The sequence below is a fragment of the Methylobacterium durans genome (assembly GCF_003173715.1).
Lineage (GTDB): Bacteria > Pseudomonadota > Alphaproteobacteria > Rhizobiales > Beijerinckiaceae > Methylobacterium > Methylobacterium durans.
In genome coordinates, this window is record NZ_CP029550.1 from 3,554,197 (window position 1) to 3,571,287 (window position 17,091).

Annotated in this window: 15 protein-coding genes and 1 pseudogene; 8 read left to right on the forward strand and 8 right to left on the reverse strand. The window is 65.9% G+C overall.

The window, feature by feature from the left end:
- Positions 1–5: 5 nt before the first annotated feature.
- The 4 genes from DK389_RS16285 to bcsN are packed head-to-tail and all read left to right on the forward strand — an operon-like array spanning position 6 to position 6,857.
- Positions 6–2,630: a cellulose biosynthesis cyclic di-GMP-binding regulatory protein BcsB gene (locus DK389_RS16285; protein ID WP_109891111.1), complete on the forward strand. Its 2,625-nt coding sequence runs from the start codon at positions 6–8 to the stop codon at positions 2,628–2,630.
- The gene (locus DK389_RS16290; protein WP_109891113.1) at positions 2,627–3,790 is read left to right on the forward strand and encodes a family 8 glycosyl hydrolase; all 1,164 of its coding nucleotides are present in this window, start codon (positions 2,627–2,629) and stop codon (positions 3,788–3,790) included. Before DK389_RS16285 ends, DK389_RS16290 begins: the two co-directional genes overlap by 4 nt.
- The gene (locus DK389_RS16295; RefSeq protein WP_109891115.1) at positions 3,775–5,760 is read left to right on the forward strand and encodes a tetratricopeptide repeat protein; all 1,986 of its coding nucleotides are present in this window, start codon (positions 3,775–3,777) and stop codon (positions 5,758–5,760) included. Before DK389_RS16290 ends, DK389_RS16295 begins: the two co-directional genes overlap by 16 nt.
- A complete protein-coding gene (bcsN, locus tag DK389_RS16300; protein WP_162560689.1) occupies positions 5,760–6,857 on the forward strand; it encodes a cellulose biosynthesis protein BcsN in 1,098 nt (365 codons plus the stop codon). Before DK389_RS16295 ends, bcsN begins: the two co-directional genes overlap by 1 nt.
- Positions 6,858–6,951: 94 nt before the next feature.
- Here bcsN and DK389_RS16305 read toward each other — a convergent pair whose 3' ends face one another.
- From DK389_RS16305 to DK389_RS16310, 3 genes are all read right to left on the reverse strand, one after another.
- Complete coding sequence (locus DK389_RS16305; protein WP_162560690.1) at positions 6,952–9,792, reverse strand: Calx-beta domain-containing protein; 2,841 nt, start codon at positions 9,790–9,792, stop codon at positions 6,952–6,954.
- Between the two features lie 980 nt (positions 9,793–10,772).
- The gene (locus tag DK389_RS32505; RefSeq protein WP_162560691.1) at positions 10,773–11,009 is read right to left on the reverse strand and encodes a hypothetical protein; all 237 of its coding nucleotides are present in this window, start codon (positions 11,007–11,009) and stop codon (positions 10,773–10,775) included.
- Positions 11,010–11,453: 444 nt separating this feature from the next.
- On the reverse strand, positions 11,454–11,747 hold the full coding sequence (locus DK389_RS16310) for a HigA family addiction module antitoxin (RefSeq protein WP_109891121.1): 294 nt from the start codon (positions 11,745–11,747) through the stop codon (positions 11,454–11,456).
- 14 nt (positions 11,748–11,761) lie between these two features.
- Between DK389_RS16310 and DK389_RS34985 the strand changes: the two genes are divergently transcribed.
- Positions 11,762–11,893: a hypothetical protein gene (locus tag DK389_RS34985; RefSeq protein WP_257791894.1), complete on the forward strand. Its 132-nt coding sequence runs from the start codon at positions 11,762–11,764 to the stop codon at positions 11,891–11,893.
- Between the two features lie 438 nt (positions 11,894–12,331).
- On the opposite strand, the gene DK389_RS34320 is transcribed toward DK389_RS34985, so the two are convergent.
- The 5 genes and pseudogenes from DK389_RS34320 to DK389_RS16340 all read right to left on the reverse strand — a co-directional run bounded on the left by DK389_RS34320 (position 12,332) and on the right by DK389_RS16340 (position 15,702).
- Positions 12,332–12,622 (reverse strand): hypothetical protein, encoded by a 291-nt coding sequence (locus tag DK389_RS34320; RefSeq protein WP_236960096.1) that lies wholly within the window; start codon positions 12,620–12,622, stop codon positions 12,332–12,334.
- A 535-nt stretch (positions 12,623–13,157) separates the two neighbouring features.
- On the reverse strand, positions 13,158–13,634 hold the full coding sequence (locus tag DK389_RS16325; protein WP_109891123.1) for a BLUF domain-containing protein: 477 nt from the start codon (positions 13,632–13,634) through the stop codon (positions 13,158–13,160).
- Positions 13,635–13,786: 152 nt separating this feature from the next.
- Positions 13,787–14,266, reverse strand: a pseudogene (locus tag DK389_RS16330) (efflux RND transporter periplasmic adaptor subunit); the annotation flags it as partial.
- 331 nt (positions 14,267–14,597) lie between these two features.
- Complete coding sequence (locus DK389_RS16335) at positions 14,598–15,266, reverse strand: hypothetical protein (RefSeq protein WP_236960098.1); 669 nt, start codon at positions 15,264–15,266, stop codon at positions 14,598–14,600.
- A gap of 49 nt (positions 15,267–15,315) precedes the next feature.
- Positions 15,316–15,702: a hypothetical protein gene (locus DK389_RS16340; protein ID WP_109891125.1), complete on the reverse strand. Its 387-nt coding sequence runs from the start codon at positions 15,700–15,702 to the stop codon at positions 15,316–15,318.
- Between the two features lie 310 nt (positions 15,703–16,012).
- Between DK389_RS16340 and DK389_RS32510 the strand changes: the two genes are divergently transcribed.
- The 3 genes from DK389_RS32510 (at position 16,013) to DK389_RS34990 (ending at position 16,857) form a co-directional block, all read left to right on the forward strand.
- Positions 16,013–16,150 (forward strand): hypothetical protein, encoded by a 138-nt coding sequence (locus DK389_RS32510; protein ID WP_162560692.1) that lies wholly within the window; start codon positions 16,013–16,015, stop codon positions 16,148–16,150.
- Between the two features lie 65 nt (positions 16,151–16,215).
- On the forward strand, positions 16,216–16,389 hold the full coding sequence (locus DK389_RS32515; RefSeq protein ID WP_162560693.1) for a hypothetical protein: 174 nt from the start codon (positions 16,216–16,218) through the stop codon (positions 16,387–16,389).
- 336 nt (positions 16,390–16,725) lie between these two features.
- Positions 16,726–16,857: a hypothetical protein gene (locus DK389_RS34990; RefSeq protein ID WP_257791895.1), complete on the forward strand. Its 132-nt coding sequence runs from the start codon at positions 16,726–16,728 to the stop codon at positions 16,855–16,857.
- Positions 16,858–17,091 lie beyond the last annotated feature (234 nt).

Genomic DNA, 17,091 nt, shown 5'->3' on the forward strand with positions numbered 1-17,091 from the left:
TCGAGATGTCCATCCTCCGGTTTCACGGTCGGCCGTGTTCGCGCGGAGCGCCGGCCGCCCTGCTCGCGGCAGGCCTCGCCCTGCTCACGCTCGAGGGAGCGGTCGCGCAGAGCTTTGTCGGCCGCACGGCGCCCAAAGGCCTCGTCCTCCCGTCGGAGGAAGTCGGGGGCGCCCAGCGCCCGGCCCCGCAGCGGGAGCAACCGGTGCGCGTCGCGACCCCGGTCGTGGAGACGACACCGCCGATCCCGCAGCGTCCTCTGCCCAGCATCGGCGAGAGCCTCAGGCTCGTCGGTGAGGAGAGCAGCCTGCAATGGCCGGTCTACCTGACCGAGGCGCAGATCCGCGAGCGGGTGCGGTTTCGCATCGGCTACCTCGCGGCGATCTCCGTGATGCCCGAGTCCTCGTTCATCACCGCCACGGTCAACGAGACGGTCATCGGACGCGGCCAGATCAACGCACCGGGCGCGGTCAAGATCATCGAGTTCGATATCCCCGAGGGCGTCCTGAAGCCCGGCTACAACGCGGTCCGTCTCGCGGGTGTTCAGCGCCACCGGGTGGATTGCTCAGTCCCGGCAACCTTCGAGCTGTGGACCCAGATCGACCCATCGTGGACCGGCTTCATTCTGCCACCCGGGACGGGCGGGGTGGCGAGCCTGCGCGACCTGCCGGCGCTGCCGCCCGATGGTCAGGGGATTGTTCCGATCCGCATCGTGCTCCCGGGTCGTCCCAGTCCGGCGAGCTTCGAGCGCATCATCCGGGCTGCCCAGCGCCTCGCGCTCGTCGGACGGTTCTCGCAGACGGTCGTCGAGTTCGGGCCGTTCCTGTCCGGGCCCGCCGGCATCAACCTGGTCGTCGGGACGGCCGAGGAATTGCGGGCCGTACCGGACTTCGACGCCGGCAGCGCGATCGGGGGTACGCCGCTGAGCTTCTACCCGGCCACGGAACGGCGCGCGGCGACGGTTGTGATCACGGGCGCGGACGGGGAGGATCTCGACGCGGGGGTCGCCGCCCTCAAGCGGCGCGAGGGCTCGGACAGCCTCTTCGGCAGCCCGCAGGGCCTGCGGGTTCTGGCCCTCGCCAAGGGGGTTCCGGTCCGCGGGGGCGACGCGGTTCGGCTCGACACGTTCGGCGTCCAGAACCGCGAGTTCAGCGGCCGCCTGTTCCGCTCCGGGTTCGACCTGACGCTGCCGGCCGATTTCGTTCCCGCGGACTACGCCCGGATCGAGCTGTCGCTCGACGGCGGCTACGCGCCCGGTCTCGAGACCGGCGCGCAGATCATGGTCGACATCAACGGCCGCAACGCCGCCAGTGTCCCGCTCCCGAACCGGGCCGGTGATCGCCTGCGCGGCGAACCGATCGCCCTCCCGCTGGACCTCTGGCGTCCAGGCCGCAATCACGTTGACGTCAGAGCGCTACTTCCCACGGAGGCCGACCGGACCTGCGACACCGCCAACCCGGCCGATGAGCAGAAGCGCTTCCTGCTGCTCAACACGAGTTCGCTGAAAGTGCCGCCCCTGGCTCGGGCCCTGCGCGTGCCGGACCTCGCCGCAACCGCGAGCAGTGGGCTGCCCTATACGCTGTCCGCCAAACGTCCCAGGCTCGTCGTGCCGACGCCGGACCGTGAAACGATGGGGGCCGCCACGACGATCGCCGTCCAGATGGCCATCGCGGCCGATCGCGTCATCGATTTCACCTTGAGCGCGGACCGTCCTGCCGATCGCGACACGCCCGCGATCGTGGTGGCGCCGGCCCGCGCGCTCGATCCGGCCCTGCTGCGGACCATCGGCCTCGATCCGGATTCTCTGCGGCAGATCTGGCAGGGACGCGCGGAACCCGCGCCCGCTCCGCCCGGATCTGAGGGCGCGAAAGGTGCTGGCCTGCCGCGCCAGACCGAGGGGATGAGCCTCGATAGGCTGCAGAACAACGTGCCGCCCGCCTGTGCGCTGCCCACCGCCCATGCCCGCGTTGCCGCGCTCGCCACGCAACGTTCGCGCCCGCTCGGTTCCAAGCCTCGGAACGAGGCGGCCGACATCGCGACAGCCTGGGATGCCACGGTGCGGCCGGCCCCCGCGCTCAGCGATCAGATCGCAGCCGTCGCCAGTCAGCTCGGCGAGGTCGCAGAATCGTCCCTTCAGGACGCGTCGAACTGGGTCAAAGGTCAGGTCAAGGATCCGCCCGTCGAGATCGGCTCGCGCGCCTCGCTCGTCGTCGGGCAGGGCGTCGACGGCGAGGGGCTCGGATCGGTTGTCACGGTCTTCACGGCGCCCAACGCGGCTCTTCTTCAGGCCTCTGTGACCTGCCTCAGCAGCCCTGTGCTGTGGAGTAAGCTGCAGGGTCGTATCGCCGCGCTCGACGCCAACGATGGGTCGATCAACACCTTCGAGGCCAAGCGGTCCCGCCTGCTCGAGACGGAGCCGCGCAGCCTCGGCAATCTGCGCCTCGTCTTCGCCGGCTGGCTGTCGATGAACCCCTCACTCTACGTGCTCGCGCTCTTCGCCGCGGCGATCGCGCTCGGCCTGAGCACGAACGCGATGCTTCGCAACGTCGGACGAGCGAACCTCGGCGCGCGCAGCGGCCCGTCCGGCACCGTGCAGCACCCAGATGAGACCACACCGGGAGAGGGCTCATGAGCCGTACGCGCGTTTGCCTCTCGCTCATCATCGCTCTGTTGAGCGCCCCGGCCTCCGCAGAGACGGCCGCGATCTCGCACGATCCAGGCCCCGCTGCTCCCCCCGAGATGCGCCGGGACCAGACTGTGACCGAGCGGAGGGCCTCAGCCGAGGGGCCTTCATCGCTCTTCAATGCCCTCGGCAACGCGCCGGCCTGGCTCACCTACAAGGCCCGGTTCGTCACCGATCAGGGGCGCGTCGTCGATACAGGCAACGGCCAGATCAGCCACAGTGAGGGACAGGGCTATGGCATGCTGCTCGCGGTGGCCGCCGGCGACCGCGACGCGTTCCAGCGGATCTGGAACTGGACGCGGGCCAACCTGATGGTGCGCGATGACTCGCTTCTGGCTTGGCGCTGGGAGCCGGACAAGCGCCCGGGCGTGGCCGATACCAACAACGCGACCGACGGCGACATCCTCGTCGCCTGGGCGCTGGTCGAGGCCGCGGACGCCTGGTCCGACATGAGCTACCGGGTCGCGGCGCGCCGCCTGGCCGTCGACATCGGCCGACGCACGATCCTCTTCAAGACCGCGAGCCAGCCCCTGCTGCCCGGCATGTCGGGCTTCTCGGCCGAGGACCGCGCAGACGGGCCGGTCGCGAACCTGTCCTACTGGATCTTCCCCGCCTTCCCGCGTCTCGCGACGGTCGCGGGCGAGATCGACTGGTCCAGTGTGACGCGCAGCGGTCTCGATCTTCTGACCAAGGCGCAATTCGGTCCCGCGAAGCTTCCGACCGAGTGGATCTCGATGCGTGACGCGGCGCCGAAGCCGGCGGCGGGATTTCCGGCCGTCTTCTCCTACAACGCCATTCGAATTCCGCTGTACCTCGCCTGGGCCGGCATCACCGACCAGCGCTTCCACGCGGCTTTTTCGCAGAGTTGGTCGGCCCGCGAACGGTCGGGTCTGCCGGTCATCAACACGAGCGACGGGCAGACAATCGAGTGGATGCAGGAGCCCGGCTACGACGCTCTCTCTGCCCTCGAAGCCTGCGCCATATCGGGCGAGGCCGTTCCGTCGAGCTTTATGACACCGGCAAGAACGGAAAACTATTACCCGGCGACGCTCCATCTCCTCGCGCTCGTCGCGGCACAGATGAGGTTCAAAGCATGCCTTGGGCGTTAGAGCGGAACCCGCGGCCGCGGCGCGGCGGCGCGGCGCTGCTGATGATGCTGGGCGTGAGCCTGAGCGGCGCCACGTCGGGCCTGGCACAGAACCTCCCGACGCGTCCCGGCGTGTCGGTCGTGCTGCAGCCCTCGGAACGCCGCGCGCCGGTCATCCTCGAGACCTCGCCATCGACCTCCCTACAGGCCGAGATCGTCGACGAGAGCGCCCTTCGCTACTACGCCGCGAACGGTCAGACACAGCGCGTGCAGGCCGAGATCCGGCGCCTTCAGCGTCGATACCCGAACTGGGTTGCGCCGACCGATCTCGATACGGTGAAGCCGAGCCCGCCCGAGGAGGCTCCCCTCTGGGACCTTTTCACGGCCGGTCGCTTCGACGACCTGCGCGCCTCCATCGCCGCGCGCCGCGCGGTGGACCCAGATTGGCAGCCCTCCGAGGAACTCGCGCGGAAGCTCAGCCGCGGCACCTTCCGGAGCGAGGTGAAGGTCGCGGCGCAGAGCGGAGCGTGGTCCGAGATCGTCGCTCGCATCAAGGCCGACCCGGACGCGATGCAGGCGCCCGACATCGACATCGCGTGGTACGTCGCCGAAGCCTACGCCCGCATCGGCCAGACCACCGCAGCTGCAGGCGTCTACCGCGGGATCCTCGAGCGTCAGAGCGAGACCGCCCTGCGCCTCGCGACCATCCAGAAGGCCATGGCGCATCTGCCCATGGCACAGGTCGAGACGCTCCTCGCGCTGGGACGCGCGGCCGCGGACGGCTCGAGCGAATTCCGTCCGATTCAGAGCGACATCACTCGAGCCCGGATCGCCGCCTTCCTCCACGGTGAGACCGACGTGCGGGTCCAGCCGGCTGACCTGGCGGCTTTCGCTGACAGCGCACGAAGGCTCGGCGACGCCGGGCAAATTAGTATGCTCGGCTGGTATGCTCACCGGCGCCGCCAATTTCGCGAGGCGCTGGAATGGTTCAAGACCGCGATCGCACGCGGGGGTGACGCGATGGTGGCGCACGGGCTTGCTCTGAGCCTGATGGAGATGGGCCAGGAGCGCGAGGCCGAGGAAGTGGCCTTCGCCTGGCGCGGCCCCTCCCTTGAGAACACCCTCCTGTACATCGATCTGATGGAGCGACGTCTCACCCAATCCCCGGTCGCGCCGCTGGAACCGCATCGGACGGACCGATTCGCCAAGGTCGTGCTGGCGACCTCGTCCGGCGAAGGCGCGCAGGCCCTTGGCTGGTACGCGTACAATTCCTGTCAGTACGAGACCGCCCTGGAGTGGTTCGAGCGCGCGTCGGCTTGGATGCCGCGCGAGCCCGTGATCCTCGGCTACGCACTCACGCTGGCGCGCTTGAAGCGCACGCGCGAGTACCTCGAGGTGCTGAACCGCTACGACGGGCTCTTCCCGAAGGTTGTCGAGCAGGTGTTTCCCGGCGAGTCACAGCAGGGCGACCCGACACCCTGCTCCGTGCGGAACGCCTCCCCCGCGGCGCCCATCGTCCAGGTCGCGAGCGCGGCGCCGACTCGGGTGCCGAAGCCGGGCACCGGGCGCGACGCCTCGGTGCAGCCAGCGCCAATCAAGCGGACCGATTTCCCGATCGCGGTGCCGGCCGAGAATCCGCTGCGCTTCGCTGGAGGGTCGGTCGCGCCTGAGGCGGCACGCGACGGCGAGTACCTGCGGGTGGCGCGCAGCGCGCAGGCGCCGCTTGTGGCCCGCCGCGTCGTTGGGGTCGCGGCGATGCCCTACGAGCGCTACGGCTACACCTTGCTCCCGGGCTGGAACGGGACGGACCGGCCGAGCTTCCAGATCGGCAGCGGATCCCCACCCGTCGGGACCCTGGCGCAGGCCGAGATCGCTTCCGAGCCTCGCGCCAGCGCACAGCGGACGCCTTCCAGAGGCGAAGCCGACCGCTTCGGTGCTTTCGACATCAATCCCGCCGGCGCTCGGCCGGACAGCCGTATCCTGGGACAATGATGACCGACCTTCCTGCTTATGCCGGCGTCCAAGCTCGGCGCCTGTTCGGGACAGGCCTCGCGCTGGCCGTCGTCTGCCTCGCGCTGCCGGCCTGCACCACAACCCAGGGTCGGCAGATGACGAGCCGTGCGGCGCCGGACGCCTTCTTCAGCTCACTGGACACGCGTGCGCCGACAAAGAGCGGTCCGCTGGTGACGCTGCCCCGCAGTGGAGCGGTCGTCTCGTTGCAGGAGACCTCCTACGCCAACGGCCGTCGCCAGCGCATCTCGCTCGAAGGATCGAACACCGAGAGCCGGATCGAGATCATGCTCCGAACCGGCGGACGTGGCGGCGTGCCGATGGAGAAGCCGACCCGCGCCGGCGTCGCCGGGGAACTCGCCAAGATTTCGTCCGACGGAGCCTACCGCATCGTCCGGCGACCGATGCGCAATCGCTACGGGGAGTTCGGGGTCGCATTGAGCGACCGCTGCGCCTACGCGTGGCAGTGGATCGACAATCTCCGCCACCATAATGGTGGATCCGCATCCTGGACGGGCGGCGAGATCGCCGCGTCCCTACGCATCCAGCATTGTCAGCGGAGGCCCTCCCCGTCAGAGGTCTTGTTGGCCGACCTGCAAAGGCTGGACATCCGGACGAGCACAGGACAAGAGCCGGTCCGCGAGGCGCGACCGCGCCGGCAGATCGCGAGGTCCGCCGAGCAGCAGCAACCCGCTCCAACGCCCGCAGCGCCGGTCGTCCCGCCGCTGTCGCCGCCCCCCGTCGCTGTCAACAACAGCCGAACTCTCGTGACGGTCGCGCCGGAGGCGCCGCGGTCGCCTCAGTACCTGACGGGACAGCCAGCGCGCCCTGAAAGCGTCTCGGCTGCCTCGGGCGAGCTCGGTCAAACCTTCGCCGTACCGAGACCGAGCGGCCAGGGCGGCGCATCGCTCGAGCAACCGCGCTTCTTGACCGAGCGGATCGCGAATGCCGGAGACAAGCGGCCGAGCGAGGCCGCGCCGCCTCCACCGCCGGTCCGCGCGGCACAGCCGGATCGGCTCTCGGCTGACGTCCCGGCTCAGGCGTATCGCGGCCCTGTGCCGCCACCCTTCGGTTGGTAGCACCTCCGCGGGCCCGGACGCCTGAGCGAGCGCGAAGGTGATCCAATCGCAGGTCGCCGAAGCGCGGTCCCGCTAGCCGCGGCGGGCACTCGCGTCAGATCACCCAATCGAACGATCCGGCCGTCGTGTGGCCCGCCGCCTGGAAGCCAAAACTGATCTCCTGACCAGGATCGAGATGATGGTTCCAGGCCGCACTGTGGATCACATACTCGCCGTTCGTGTGGCTGACGATCTCGGCGTTCCAGATGTTCGTGATCTCCAGAGGTGTCTTCAGCTTGATCGTCCAGTCGTCGAGCGCGGCCGAGCCCGTGTTCTTCAGCGCGGTGCTGGTGACCACCCCGGTACCCCAGTCGTTGACGACCGTCGTCTTGGCAGCGAGGAGCGCTGTGCCAGTGGGCGTGGGGGTGCCTGTGGAGGGCGGACTCGTCGGAGGTGCCACGACCCCGCCGTCATCATTGACGATGGTCGCCGTGGCGGTCCCGTGACCGAGATCCGCATTGCGCGGCGCCGAGAGCGCGAACTGAAAGGTCTCGTTCGCTTCCGCGGTGGCGTCACCCTGGACAGCGACCGTGACGATCTTGGTCGTCTCGCCGGGTGCGAAGGTGAGCGTCCCCTTGGCCGCCGTGAAATCAGTCGCGTCGGCGGTCCCTGGTAGGGTCGTGTAGTCGACGCTGACGGGCGTTGCCGCCGCTGCCGACAGCGTCACCGTGAAGGTCGCGCTCGTCGTCCCGTTGACACTCGTCGTCCCCCCGGTGCCGTCGGCGTTGAAGTGGAACATCAGGGGCTGCAGGCTCGCAACCTTGTCGGTCTGCACGCCCGTCCAGTCATCCTTGAGGATGCCGCCGGTATCGCCTGAGTTTGGGTTCCACGACCACCAGGTCCAGCTGACGCCCTGCTGCCCGGTCGCGATGTCGCGTGTGCCGTTGGCGTCGTAGTCACCCGATAGGTAGGATTGCAGCTTCGACAGCCAGGCGACATCCTTCGGGTCTGTCAGCTTGCTGCCGAACTCGCCGAGATAGACCGGGGCGATGTTCTCGCGCGCGATGTAGCCCCACATCTGGTCGAACTTCGCCGGGAGGTTGTTCGGGAAGCTCGGATCGCTGAACCAGGGCTGTCCGTAGATCGAGTTCGGGTAATCGTGCGCCGAGTAGACGAGGTGCCCCGGGCTGCTGAGCTGGATGGGACGGTCTTTGACCCCCATCAGGTTGCCGCCCCACCAGTAGTAGTTGTTCTGGTAGGAGGCGACACCCTCGACGAAGATGAGCCAGTTCGGATTGGCCGTGAGGACGGCGTTGCCGGCCCGCTCGGCCGCCGCGGCCCAGTCGGTGGCACCGCCGCCGCCCCATGTCCCGTTGTAGGGCTCGTTGTGGAGGTCGGCTCCGATGACCGTGCTGTTGCCGGCGAAGTGCTTGGCCAGCATCGTCCAGTCGTTGATCCAAGCCTGCTCGCTGTAGGTGCCGTTGTACCAGAGGCCGTTCTCGGAGGTCCCGGCACCGGCGCTGGAGCGGTGGTGATCGAGGATGATCTTGAGACCGAGTTGGCCGGCAGCGTCCACGATCTTGTCCATGATCTGGAGGCCGGACAGGCCAGCCAGATCCGGATTCTTGCTGAAGTCGATGCCGTTCGGCGCGCTCGCCGCGTCGAACAGCTGATCGGAGAAGGGCAGGCGGATGGTGTTGAACCCGAGGTCCACCATCTGCTGCATCATGTCCTTGTAGTTGCGAACGTTCAGCCCGTCCGGAGAGAATCGGCCCGATTCCATGCCGAACCAGTTCACGCCGGCGATCTTCACGGTGTGACCGGCAGCGTCGAGGATCTGGCTTCCCTGTGTGTGGAAGAAGCCGCTGCCAACGCCGCTGCCCGTGCTGCCGGTCGAAGTGACCACCGGGTTGCCCTCGGCCACGGAGATGTCGGCGACGCTCAGCGTCGGCCGGGGAGCATCGTCGTCTACGATGGTTGCGGTCCCTTGCGCCTTCGCGAGCGTAGCTCCGGTTGGCTGCAGGAGATTGAGCTTGAAGGTTTCGCTCGCCTCGGTCTGCACGTCGCCGGTGACCGGCACCACGACCGTCTTGACGGTCTCGCCCGGGTTGAACGTGAGAGTTCCGGAGGTCGCCGTGTAGTCCGAGCCCACGAGCGCGGTCCCGTCCTGCGTTTGGTACCCGACCGTGACCTTGGCCGCACTGGAGGCCGAGAGTGTCAGCGTAAAGACGGCGTTCGTGGTGCCGCCGCTTCCCTCCTGCAGGCTGACGTCGGATACGCTGATGGACGGGCTCGGAGGGGGCGCCGCGTCGTCATTGAGGATCGTGCCGGTACCGATGGCCTGGCCGATCGTTGCCTTCGTCGCACTCGACAGCCTGACCTGGAAGGTCTCGCTGCTCTCGACGAGCGTGTCGTCGATGACAGGCACGCTGATCGTCTTGGTCGTCTCGCCCGGAGCGAAGGTGAGCGTGCCGCTGGTCGCCGTGTAGTCCGATCCGGCCGTCGCACTGCCATTCAGGCTCGAGTAGGCCACAGTGATCGGTTCGTTCGACGCTGCGGTGAGAGAAACCTTGAAGCTCGCGGGCAGCGTGCCTGAATTGCCCTCTGTGACCGACGAATCGCTGATGGAGATGACCGGAAGAGCCGGTGCTCCGGTCGGACTCGCCGATTCGCCGTTCACGGTAAATCTCGTCGGCGAGGGCGGGGTACCCTGGGATGCAGCCTGGAACCCGAAAGTTACGGATCCGTTCGGCGCGATCGCACTGTTCCAGCCGGCATCCCGGACCACGTAGTGGTTGCCCACATGGCTAACGATGGTGCCGTTCCAGAGATTCGTGATCTCGAAAGGAGCGTCGAACTCGACGAGCCAGCCATTCGTGCCAGATGAGGCCGCATTCTTCACCGACACCGAGCCGATGAAGCCCGAGTTCCAGCTGCTGCTGACGCTAAAGTCCACGCCGTAGGTCATTGCTGCCCCCATTGCTGCGAGAGCAAGCCGGGCAATATAGCCGGCGCTCATCAGCAGGAAGGGCGCCGAAGTTCCGTCGTAATGTGACGAAAGTTTGTTGCCGCGTGGCGGCCGGCAAAGTCCTTCCTAGATCCGGTTGGGCTGTCGGCGTTCAGTGAGGCTGCGTATCAAGTCCATAATCCAGAATCAGGCGGATCTTTATCTGCGTAGAAACTGCGTAGTAGGCTTTAAATTGGGTGTCTGACAGGGCTGAAGCTAAGCGGAGCTGCCGGCCGCATACTCTGCTGAGCCATCATCGCCCCTCTCTGCACTTAGGTTAATCTCTCCCGCTCCTGCCTTCGTCGCGGCTGTTCCATGCTCGACAGCGCCGATGATACCGGAAGCATGTTCGTCTCCCCTCAGAGTTTGGATAAGACGTGCAAGGTTGAAAACGTACGGGTTCGTGGGTCCCGCTCGACAGAACCGTTCGCCGTTCCAGCGGAGCTCCCTGTGAGCGGAGCCAGGTGTCGTCAGGGGAGGCAGGCCCAAGGTATCGCCAAAGTGAACGCCCTTCATCGTGGCGCAGCGCTCCGGACCGCGCTAGCCCGATCAAGCTTCGCGGTGCTCGCTCCGGTCAGACTGACTGATACGTGCTGCCAGCTGCGCGATATCGGCAGCTTGGTAGATAGTTCCACCGCATCCAATTCTGGCTGTCTGTTGGCAAGCTACGTTCAAGCCTGCGATGAACTGCACTGCCTCTGCCAGTTCGGCAAATGCGCGCGTTCGCCCACCGCAGCTGCGAAGCCGCGGCTCCGACGGGTGCTCCGTTGCCCAATACGCTACCGCATAATGGCGCCAATTTAGATCATTTGTCATTTTGCTCTCCGCCGGCGGTGGGACCCTGATCGCTGGTTTCAGATACTCGGCGCCAATCTGTGAGTTTATCCTTCGCCTTGGTGCGCATTTGAGCGGGCGCTACCGCTCAGCTCCTACCCCTCCGCATGCTTTTCCTGCAGAGATCCCGGAAGGCTCGACGTTGAGGCGACTTGCAGGAGGGCAAGCACGTTGGGGCCGTGGTCAGTTGCATAAGATAATTTGAATTTGTCGTTATAGATATTAGCAAAGTCAAGTTGGATGTTTTTCTCAACTGGGCCAAGTTCGCTTTCCAGTTGTTTGGCAAGAATGTTGAACTCTTCGTCTGACAAAAGGAGCTCGATCTTATTCATGGGGTGACCTGGGAGTAGCTTGCTGGTTGTGAAATCAAGGCATGTTCCAAGTGAGGAGCATGGTCGATTTTTCAGCAAGCGACGTGCCAGCGATGGCAAAGATCGTTTTGTGTCAGAATCGGACAACATTAGACAGAAAGTTTTCGGTTTTCGCAGCTATTCTCTTTGCGGCACGGTGAGCATTGTAGATTTAGATCCCGGCTATTTCCTGGCATTATCGGTCGGAATCTAAATAGTAAAACTGAATCCGACATACGGGAGATGCGCGTTGATCCCTGATCCCGACGCTGGACCTCTGCGCTCAGAAACGAGCGGAACGTCATCTCGGCTCGTGCCTCTACCAGGGCTCGGATTCCACCGAGTTCATCGTCGTGCGGATGCGCGGCAGCCGAATGGCTGGCTGTTCGAGCGAGTGGCAAGCTCCCGCAACCCGGACCCCGCGCTTCAGGCGGCCCGCGGTTGAACCTGCTGCTCGATCAACTGCGGGGCAACATCCCGCGCCATCTCCAGATCATACGTCGCCTGCATACCCATCCAGACCTCCGCCGACATGCCGAAATACCGGGCGAGCCGCAGAGCCGTCTCGGCCGACACCGACCGCCGGCTCCGGATGATCTCGCTGATGCGCGTCTCCGGCACCGCGATGGCCTTGGCAAGGGCGTACTGACTGAGGCCCAGCGGCCGGAGAAAATCCTGCCGCAGCACCTCTCTGGGATGCGTCGGAGCAAAATCAGCCATCACGCCATCTCTCAATGATCATCGACCAGCTCAAGATCGAAGCCGTCGCCACCGTGCCACCGAAAGCACTCAGGGGGATTCACAGCGTCGAAGCTGTGCGGCAGGGTAAGGAGATGGTCATTGTGCAACCTGCTGCGGTGTCTTGAGCGCCACAGGCCCTCCGCTTCGCGCCCACCAGCGCACGCTCGCCGCGCTTGTTGCGGCCATTGCGCATAGTGAGGCGGACTGCTCCCCGAGCCTGCCGTGCTCGTGACCGTGGCCATGGCCTATGAGGGCTTGAATGCTCCGGAGGTCGCCGTGGTGGCGGCATTGACCCACATCCGCTCGCGGCCCTGGCTCTAGCAGATGATCGCCCGTGCCACACGCGTTGACCCGCATGTCGGGTACTATGCGGAGCAGCAAGCCCTCGTCTTCCATCCGGACGATCCGCTGTTTGCTAGCTTTCGAGCCGAGTTGGAGACCGAGCAAGGCTCGGCCGCACCACCGCGCGCGATCCGGCCCATCTCCGCCTTTACGTCCGAGCGTCTCATCTGGTCCGACGAGCGACCGAGGGCTGCTTGCCGCATCGAGACCGCTCCCGCGCATCACGCACCCGGTCGTTTTGGCATCCAGCTGCTGCGACGCTGGCGTGCGGACCACGCGTAGCGTGTGTCGCCGTCGAGCAGATGCAGGTGGTCGGCGAGGCGGTTGCGTTCAAGCCATGCGAGGGCAGCCTCGAGCTCGGGCATTGTCATCGCACCCCGTGCTTTGCCGAGCACGCGCTTGAGGACGGCATTGTAGCGATGGGAAAGGTTGCCGGTGCGTGGAACACGCAAATTCGTCTCGTCCTCGACGGATTGCGCTGCGACGGCCGCGGAGATGCGCCGACGGAGCACTCGTTTGGTCAACGAGGGGGCTTGCTCCGGGTTGAAGCCGCCGCCTGAAGGCAGCGGTGGGTTCGATGTTTCGGGGCCTTCAGCCTGGGTGGGTGGCTTAGGGCGCAGCAGCGCGTAGCGGAGACCGAGCGCGTTGCTCTCCAGAGGGACGATCGCGCCTGGCTGCTCACGAGGAGGGACGATTGGAAAGCAAATCGTCCAACTCGCGTCTGATCGCCTCCAGACCCGCCGCGGAGGCAATCTCGCTCGGCCGCAGCCGGAGGCAGCCGAGCCTCATCGCCCGCCGCGCAGTGCGCCGCATCCGGCTTCCGCTGCCTCAGAGGAACTCTGAAGGTGAAGGTCTGGCCGAGAGCCCTGCGTTCACAACGTCCTCCTTTCTCAAAGAGGCGCCTAAACCTGAGGAACGCTCACTGAGAACCTCGAGATCCGCAGGGCACAAGGTCGGACTGTCGGCTCCCAGAGCGCTCGTACAGGCAGTGATCGCACGGCGTGGTCGTGGCAGACCCACGCTCAAGGCTATCAGTTGCTGGCCCGGTCAGCTTCGCCCAAGCGAATCCAGCGGCCCCGAATCGAGTTGCTTGAGGATCCGCGTCAGTGCCGCAACGTTGTTTTTGTCTTCAGCGCTTTCGAGCGCGTCCTGTAGTACCAGGCGGATGTCCTCGGCCTCGACCTTCTCCATGTCCCAGTTCGGATAGAGACGCTCTCGCTCCTCCTCGCTCTGGCTCAGCGTGACGATATCGTAATGGCGCGAATCGCCATGCAGGCTCGCAATCAGCTTCTGTATCTGAGCAGCCGGCCCCTCGATCCACTGGAAGAAGACGCCGCTGCCGAAAACCAGCACCCCAGTGATGCCGTGCGCGAGATTGTAGCGCTGGGCCGACTCGACGATGCGGCCGACCTCGGCGTCGTCGACGCCGTCGGCGGCACGGCTGCAGTAGACGAAATGATAAAGCGCGGGCAGCGCGGCTTCGTCCAACTCAGCGCCGCGTGGAAGGCCGTGTTCGTCGAACATGGGTGGGCTCGCTCCGTTTATGCCAAGCAGGCCGTTCCGCCCGGTGCGTAAGTGGCAGGATAGCACAACTGACCTGATCTGGGATTGAACATGGTCGCCCCGGCTGGACCGCCTTGATCGGCCTGGACCCGTCGGCCTTCGGCACCCACAGCCTGCGCCGCACGGAGGCCCGACACCTCGGCCTCGGCCTGCTTGCGGGCGGCGAAGGCGGTGTCGTACTGCGCCTGGCTCGCCGTCTGCTTGGTGAGCAGCGTCTCCAGGCGCTCGGCCTGCTGGTTGGCGAGGACGAGGGCCGCCTCCTGGCGGGCCAGCGCCGCCTCGGCGCTGGCGAGCTCGACCTCGTAGGGGGCCGGGTCGATCTTGTAGAGGATGTCGCCCTCCTTGACCTGGCTGCCCTGCTCGAACAGCCGCTTGACGACGAGGCCGGAGACGCGGGAGCAGACCTCGGCCACCCGCACCGGGGCGACGCGGCCGGGCAGGTCGCGCACGTAGGGGATCGGCTGCGGCGCCACGGTGACGACGCTGACCTCCGGCGGCGGCCCGGGCACGGGCGCGGCGGCCTGCTGCTTCTGGTTGCAGGCCGAGAGGGCGACGAGAACGGCGCCGGCCAGGACCGAGACCGGGACGGTCAGGACGGCCCGCGCGTTGCGGGGCTGGTGGCGGGACGACACGATCACTCCGCTCTTGCAGCACACGGTGCATAGAGCACCTGGTGGTCAGGAGCTACGTCAGCGCCACGTTTCTCGAACCGCGAATGGTCAAGCTGCGAGTTGAAGATTACTCCACGTTGCAACGCCTGCAGGGCGAGCCACATGTATGCAGGCGATGACGGGGGCAGAGGCGCTGCGCTTGGGGCGGTGCGGCTACCCAACAAATTCGGCCGGCGGGAACTGTCGGGGGCATTGAGCTGCTCCCGACCGCTGTTCCGGACGACGTTCTCTGCGGTGAACAGTCGAAGCCGGTTTAAGGCATCGTCGGATAGGACCGGACGCGCGTGCGTCCTTCAACGGCCCCGGCAGGCGATAGGCCGGCCCCCGCAGTTGAGCCCGTGGGCCCGCTACTCTCGGCCACGGTGGGTGCGGTCCAGCCCTCCGACCGCCAGGTCTGCGCCCGCTCATGCACATCGACGGAGCCGTGCTGCTCCAGGATGTCCATCACGGTGGCTGCGCGAGTATCATCGCTCCGGACGGTGACAAGCGTTCCACCCCGCCGGACACCCTCGGAATAGGTGTGCGCGTCAGCCTCGTTCACGCCGGCGCCGGTCAGACCGCCGATGAGACCGCCGGCAGCCGCGCCGATGCCCGCACCTGCCAGGGTGGTCACCAGCCAGCCGGCAGCCACGACAGGCCCGACGCCAGGGATGGCCATGAGGCCGAGCCCGGTCAGAAGGCCCAATGCGCCACCTGCCAGCGTACCGACCGTCGCACCGGTACCTGCGCCGGTCTCAGCGCCTTCCTTCGCCTCGTGGTGATCCCTGTCGCCGCGCCCAACGAGACCTGAGTGGCGGTCACCTTCATTGTTGGCGACGATGCTGACGTCGGAGTGCGGGACGCCCGCGGCTTCGAGCTTCGCGACAGCGGCGCTCGCTTCATCATAATGGTCGAAGAGAGCGGTGATGGTTTGCTGAGCCATGGTGGCCTCCTGAGTGCTTATTCCGGCGGACTGGTCTCGTCACGTTCACCTACTGAGCCGCGACGTTGCCTTTGAAGTCGACGCCGACGTTCACCGACTTGCCGTTGAGCATCGCGGTGCCCCGCCAGATGCCCTTGTCGTCCTTCTTGAGGTCCTTGACCTCCTTGTAGCCTGCATCCTCAAGGCGCTTGCGGGTCTGCGCCTCGGTGAAGCTGTTCGAGCCCTCCTCGAGCTTGGCGCTCGACGCTTTGCCCGTGGTGGCCGGATTGCTGGCGTCCGGTCTGTCGGTGTTCGGGCGCGTGACGGACTGCTGACCGCCAGATTTCTCGCTGGTCTCGGCGCCGGTGGCCGGCTTGCCGGTGACGGTTGTCTGCGCGACGGCTGGAGCGGCACTGAGCAGGGTGAGCATCGCGAGGCTGGTGAGTGTCGGGCGCATGGGCGTTCTCCCAGGATAATTGCCTCCTCAATGCGAGCCCCTGAGAAAGCGTTCCAAAAAGGATGGGCCGGCTGCCAAGAATTTCTGCCGCATTCGCTCTGTCGCAGGGGTGGTATTCTATTGGATCAGCAGTGTATATAAGATCAATTTTTTGAGGCATCTCTGTAGATCGCCCTGGGGCAACTTGGCGCGTCGGCGAGAACGAAATTATGCGTGCGGCGCGTACGAAGGCGTTGCCCAATAACGCGGGGCTTCCGGGCGCCTCATCGTGTTCGCTGAGGCGTCTCTGCCCATCGCACGAGACGGACTCATGGCACTCGACCGGCTCTACCCGCCCGCTTACGTCATCGTCCGCCAGGCCCGCGCGCCCGACCGCGTCGGCGATGAAGCATTCGCCGCGGGCGATACCGTGGCTGTAGCGCCCTGGATGCTTATGGAGAGCCCGTAGGCGACAGTTTTGGGCATAAGCGCTACCCACTTGTACATGCCTGGAGCTCTGGAAAGCCAGAGGCGGTGCGCGAGATAGCCGCGCTTCTCGCCAAGCACGGGCTCACCGATGAGGCAATCGCGGCCCAGGCGCTCTCGAGTAAGCTGGAGAACTTTGACCGCATCGAGCGCATCATCGCCAGCGCCGATGGCCGTCGGACTGGCGTGCTGCGCGAGATTGAGACTTGGAGGGTCACATGATGCGCGACCACGTCCGGATAGATCGGCGGAAAGCGGCTCAGCAGCTCAGGCCGGTCGGTTTCGTCCAGCAGCCATCCGACGACAGGAGCCAAGTGGGCCTCTCCGATGCTTCGTAGCACACCGACGGCAACGGGCTGTTGCGGACCTGTCGGGTAGGGCTCGCTCTCACCTACAGAACTCGAGCAGTGTCCCCGCGCGCACTGACAGAGCAAATCCCCGACGCGCCACACTTCTTTGTCTCCGAAATATCGGCTTATTTTTCAACGCGAGCCAGATTCCGTCTCCCGCGCTTTGTTAAACCGTGCGATAACAATTTCTCTTTGTCAGGAGAGAATCATGGCCTCGGAGAAGAAGCACGGAAACCGCGAAGCTAAGAAGCCGAAGAAGCCAGTGCCGAAGACGATCGCGGCAGCACCATCCACGAAGGATATGGTCAGCGCGGCCGTTAAATCGGCCAATAAGAAGTAAGCCTGCCGCCTGCCGCACGCGGTGAAAAGCGGTAATTCATTGGTCGGATTATTGTTTCTTACTCTCGGACATGTGCTCCCGAGGCCTGGTTTTGGCCCTCCTGAGCGACAGGAGGCGGTCGACGGAGCGCACACGCACGACGCGTTCCCGACGGTAGGCGCGAGTGTCATTGATAGTGCCGTTCACGATCCGCGGCAGAGCGCCCGTTTCACTCAACTCCTCTGCGCGGCAACT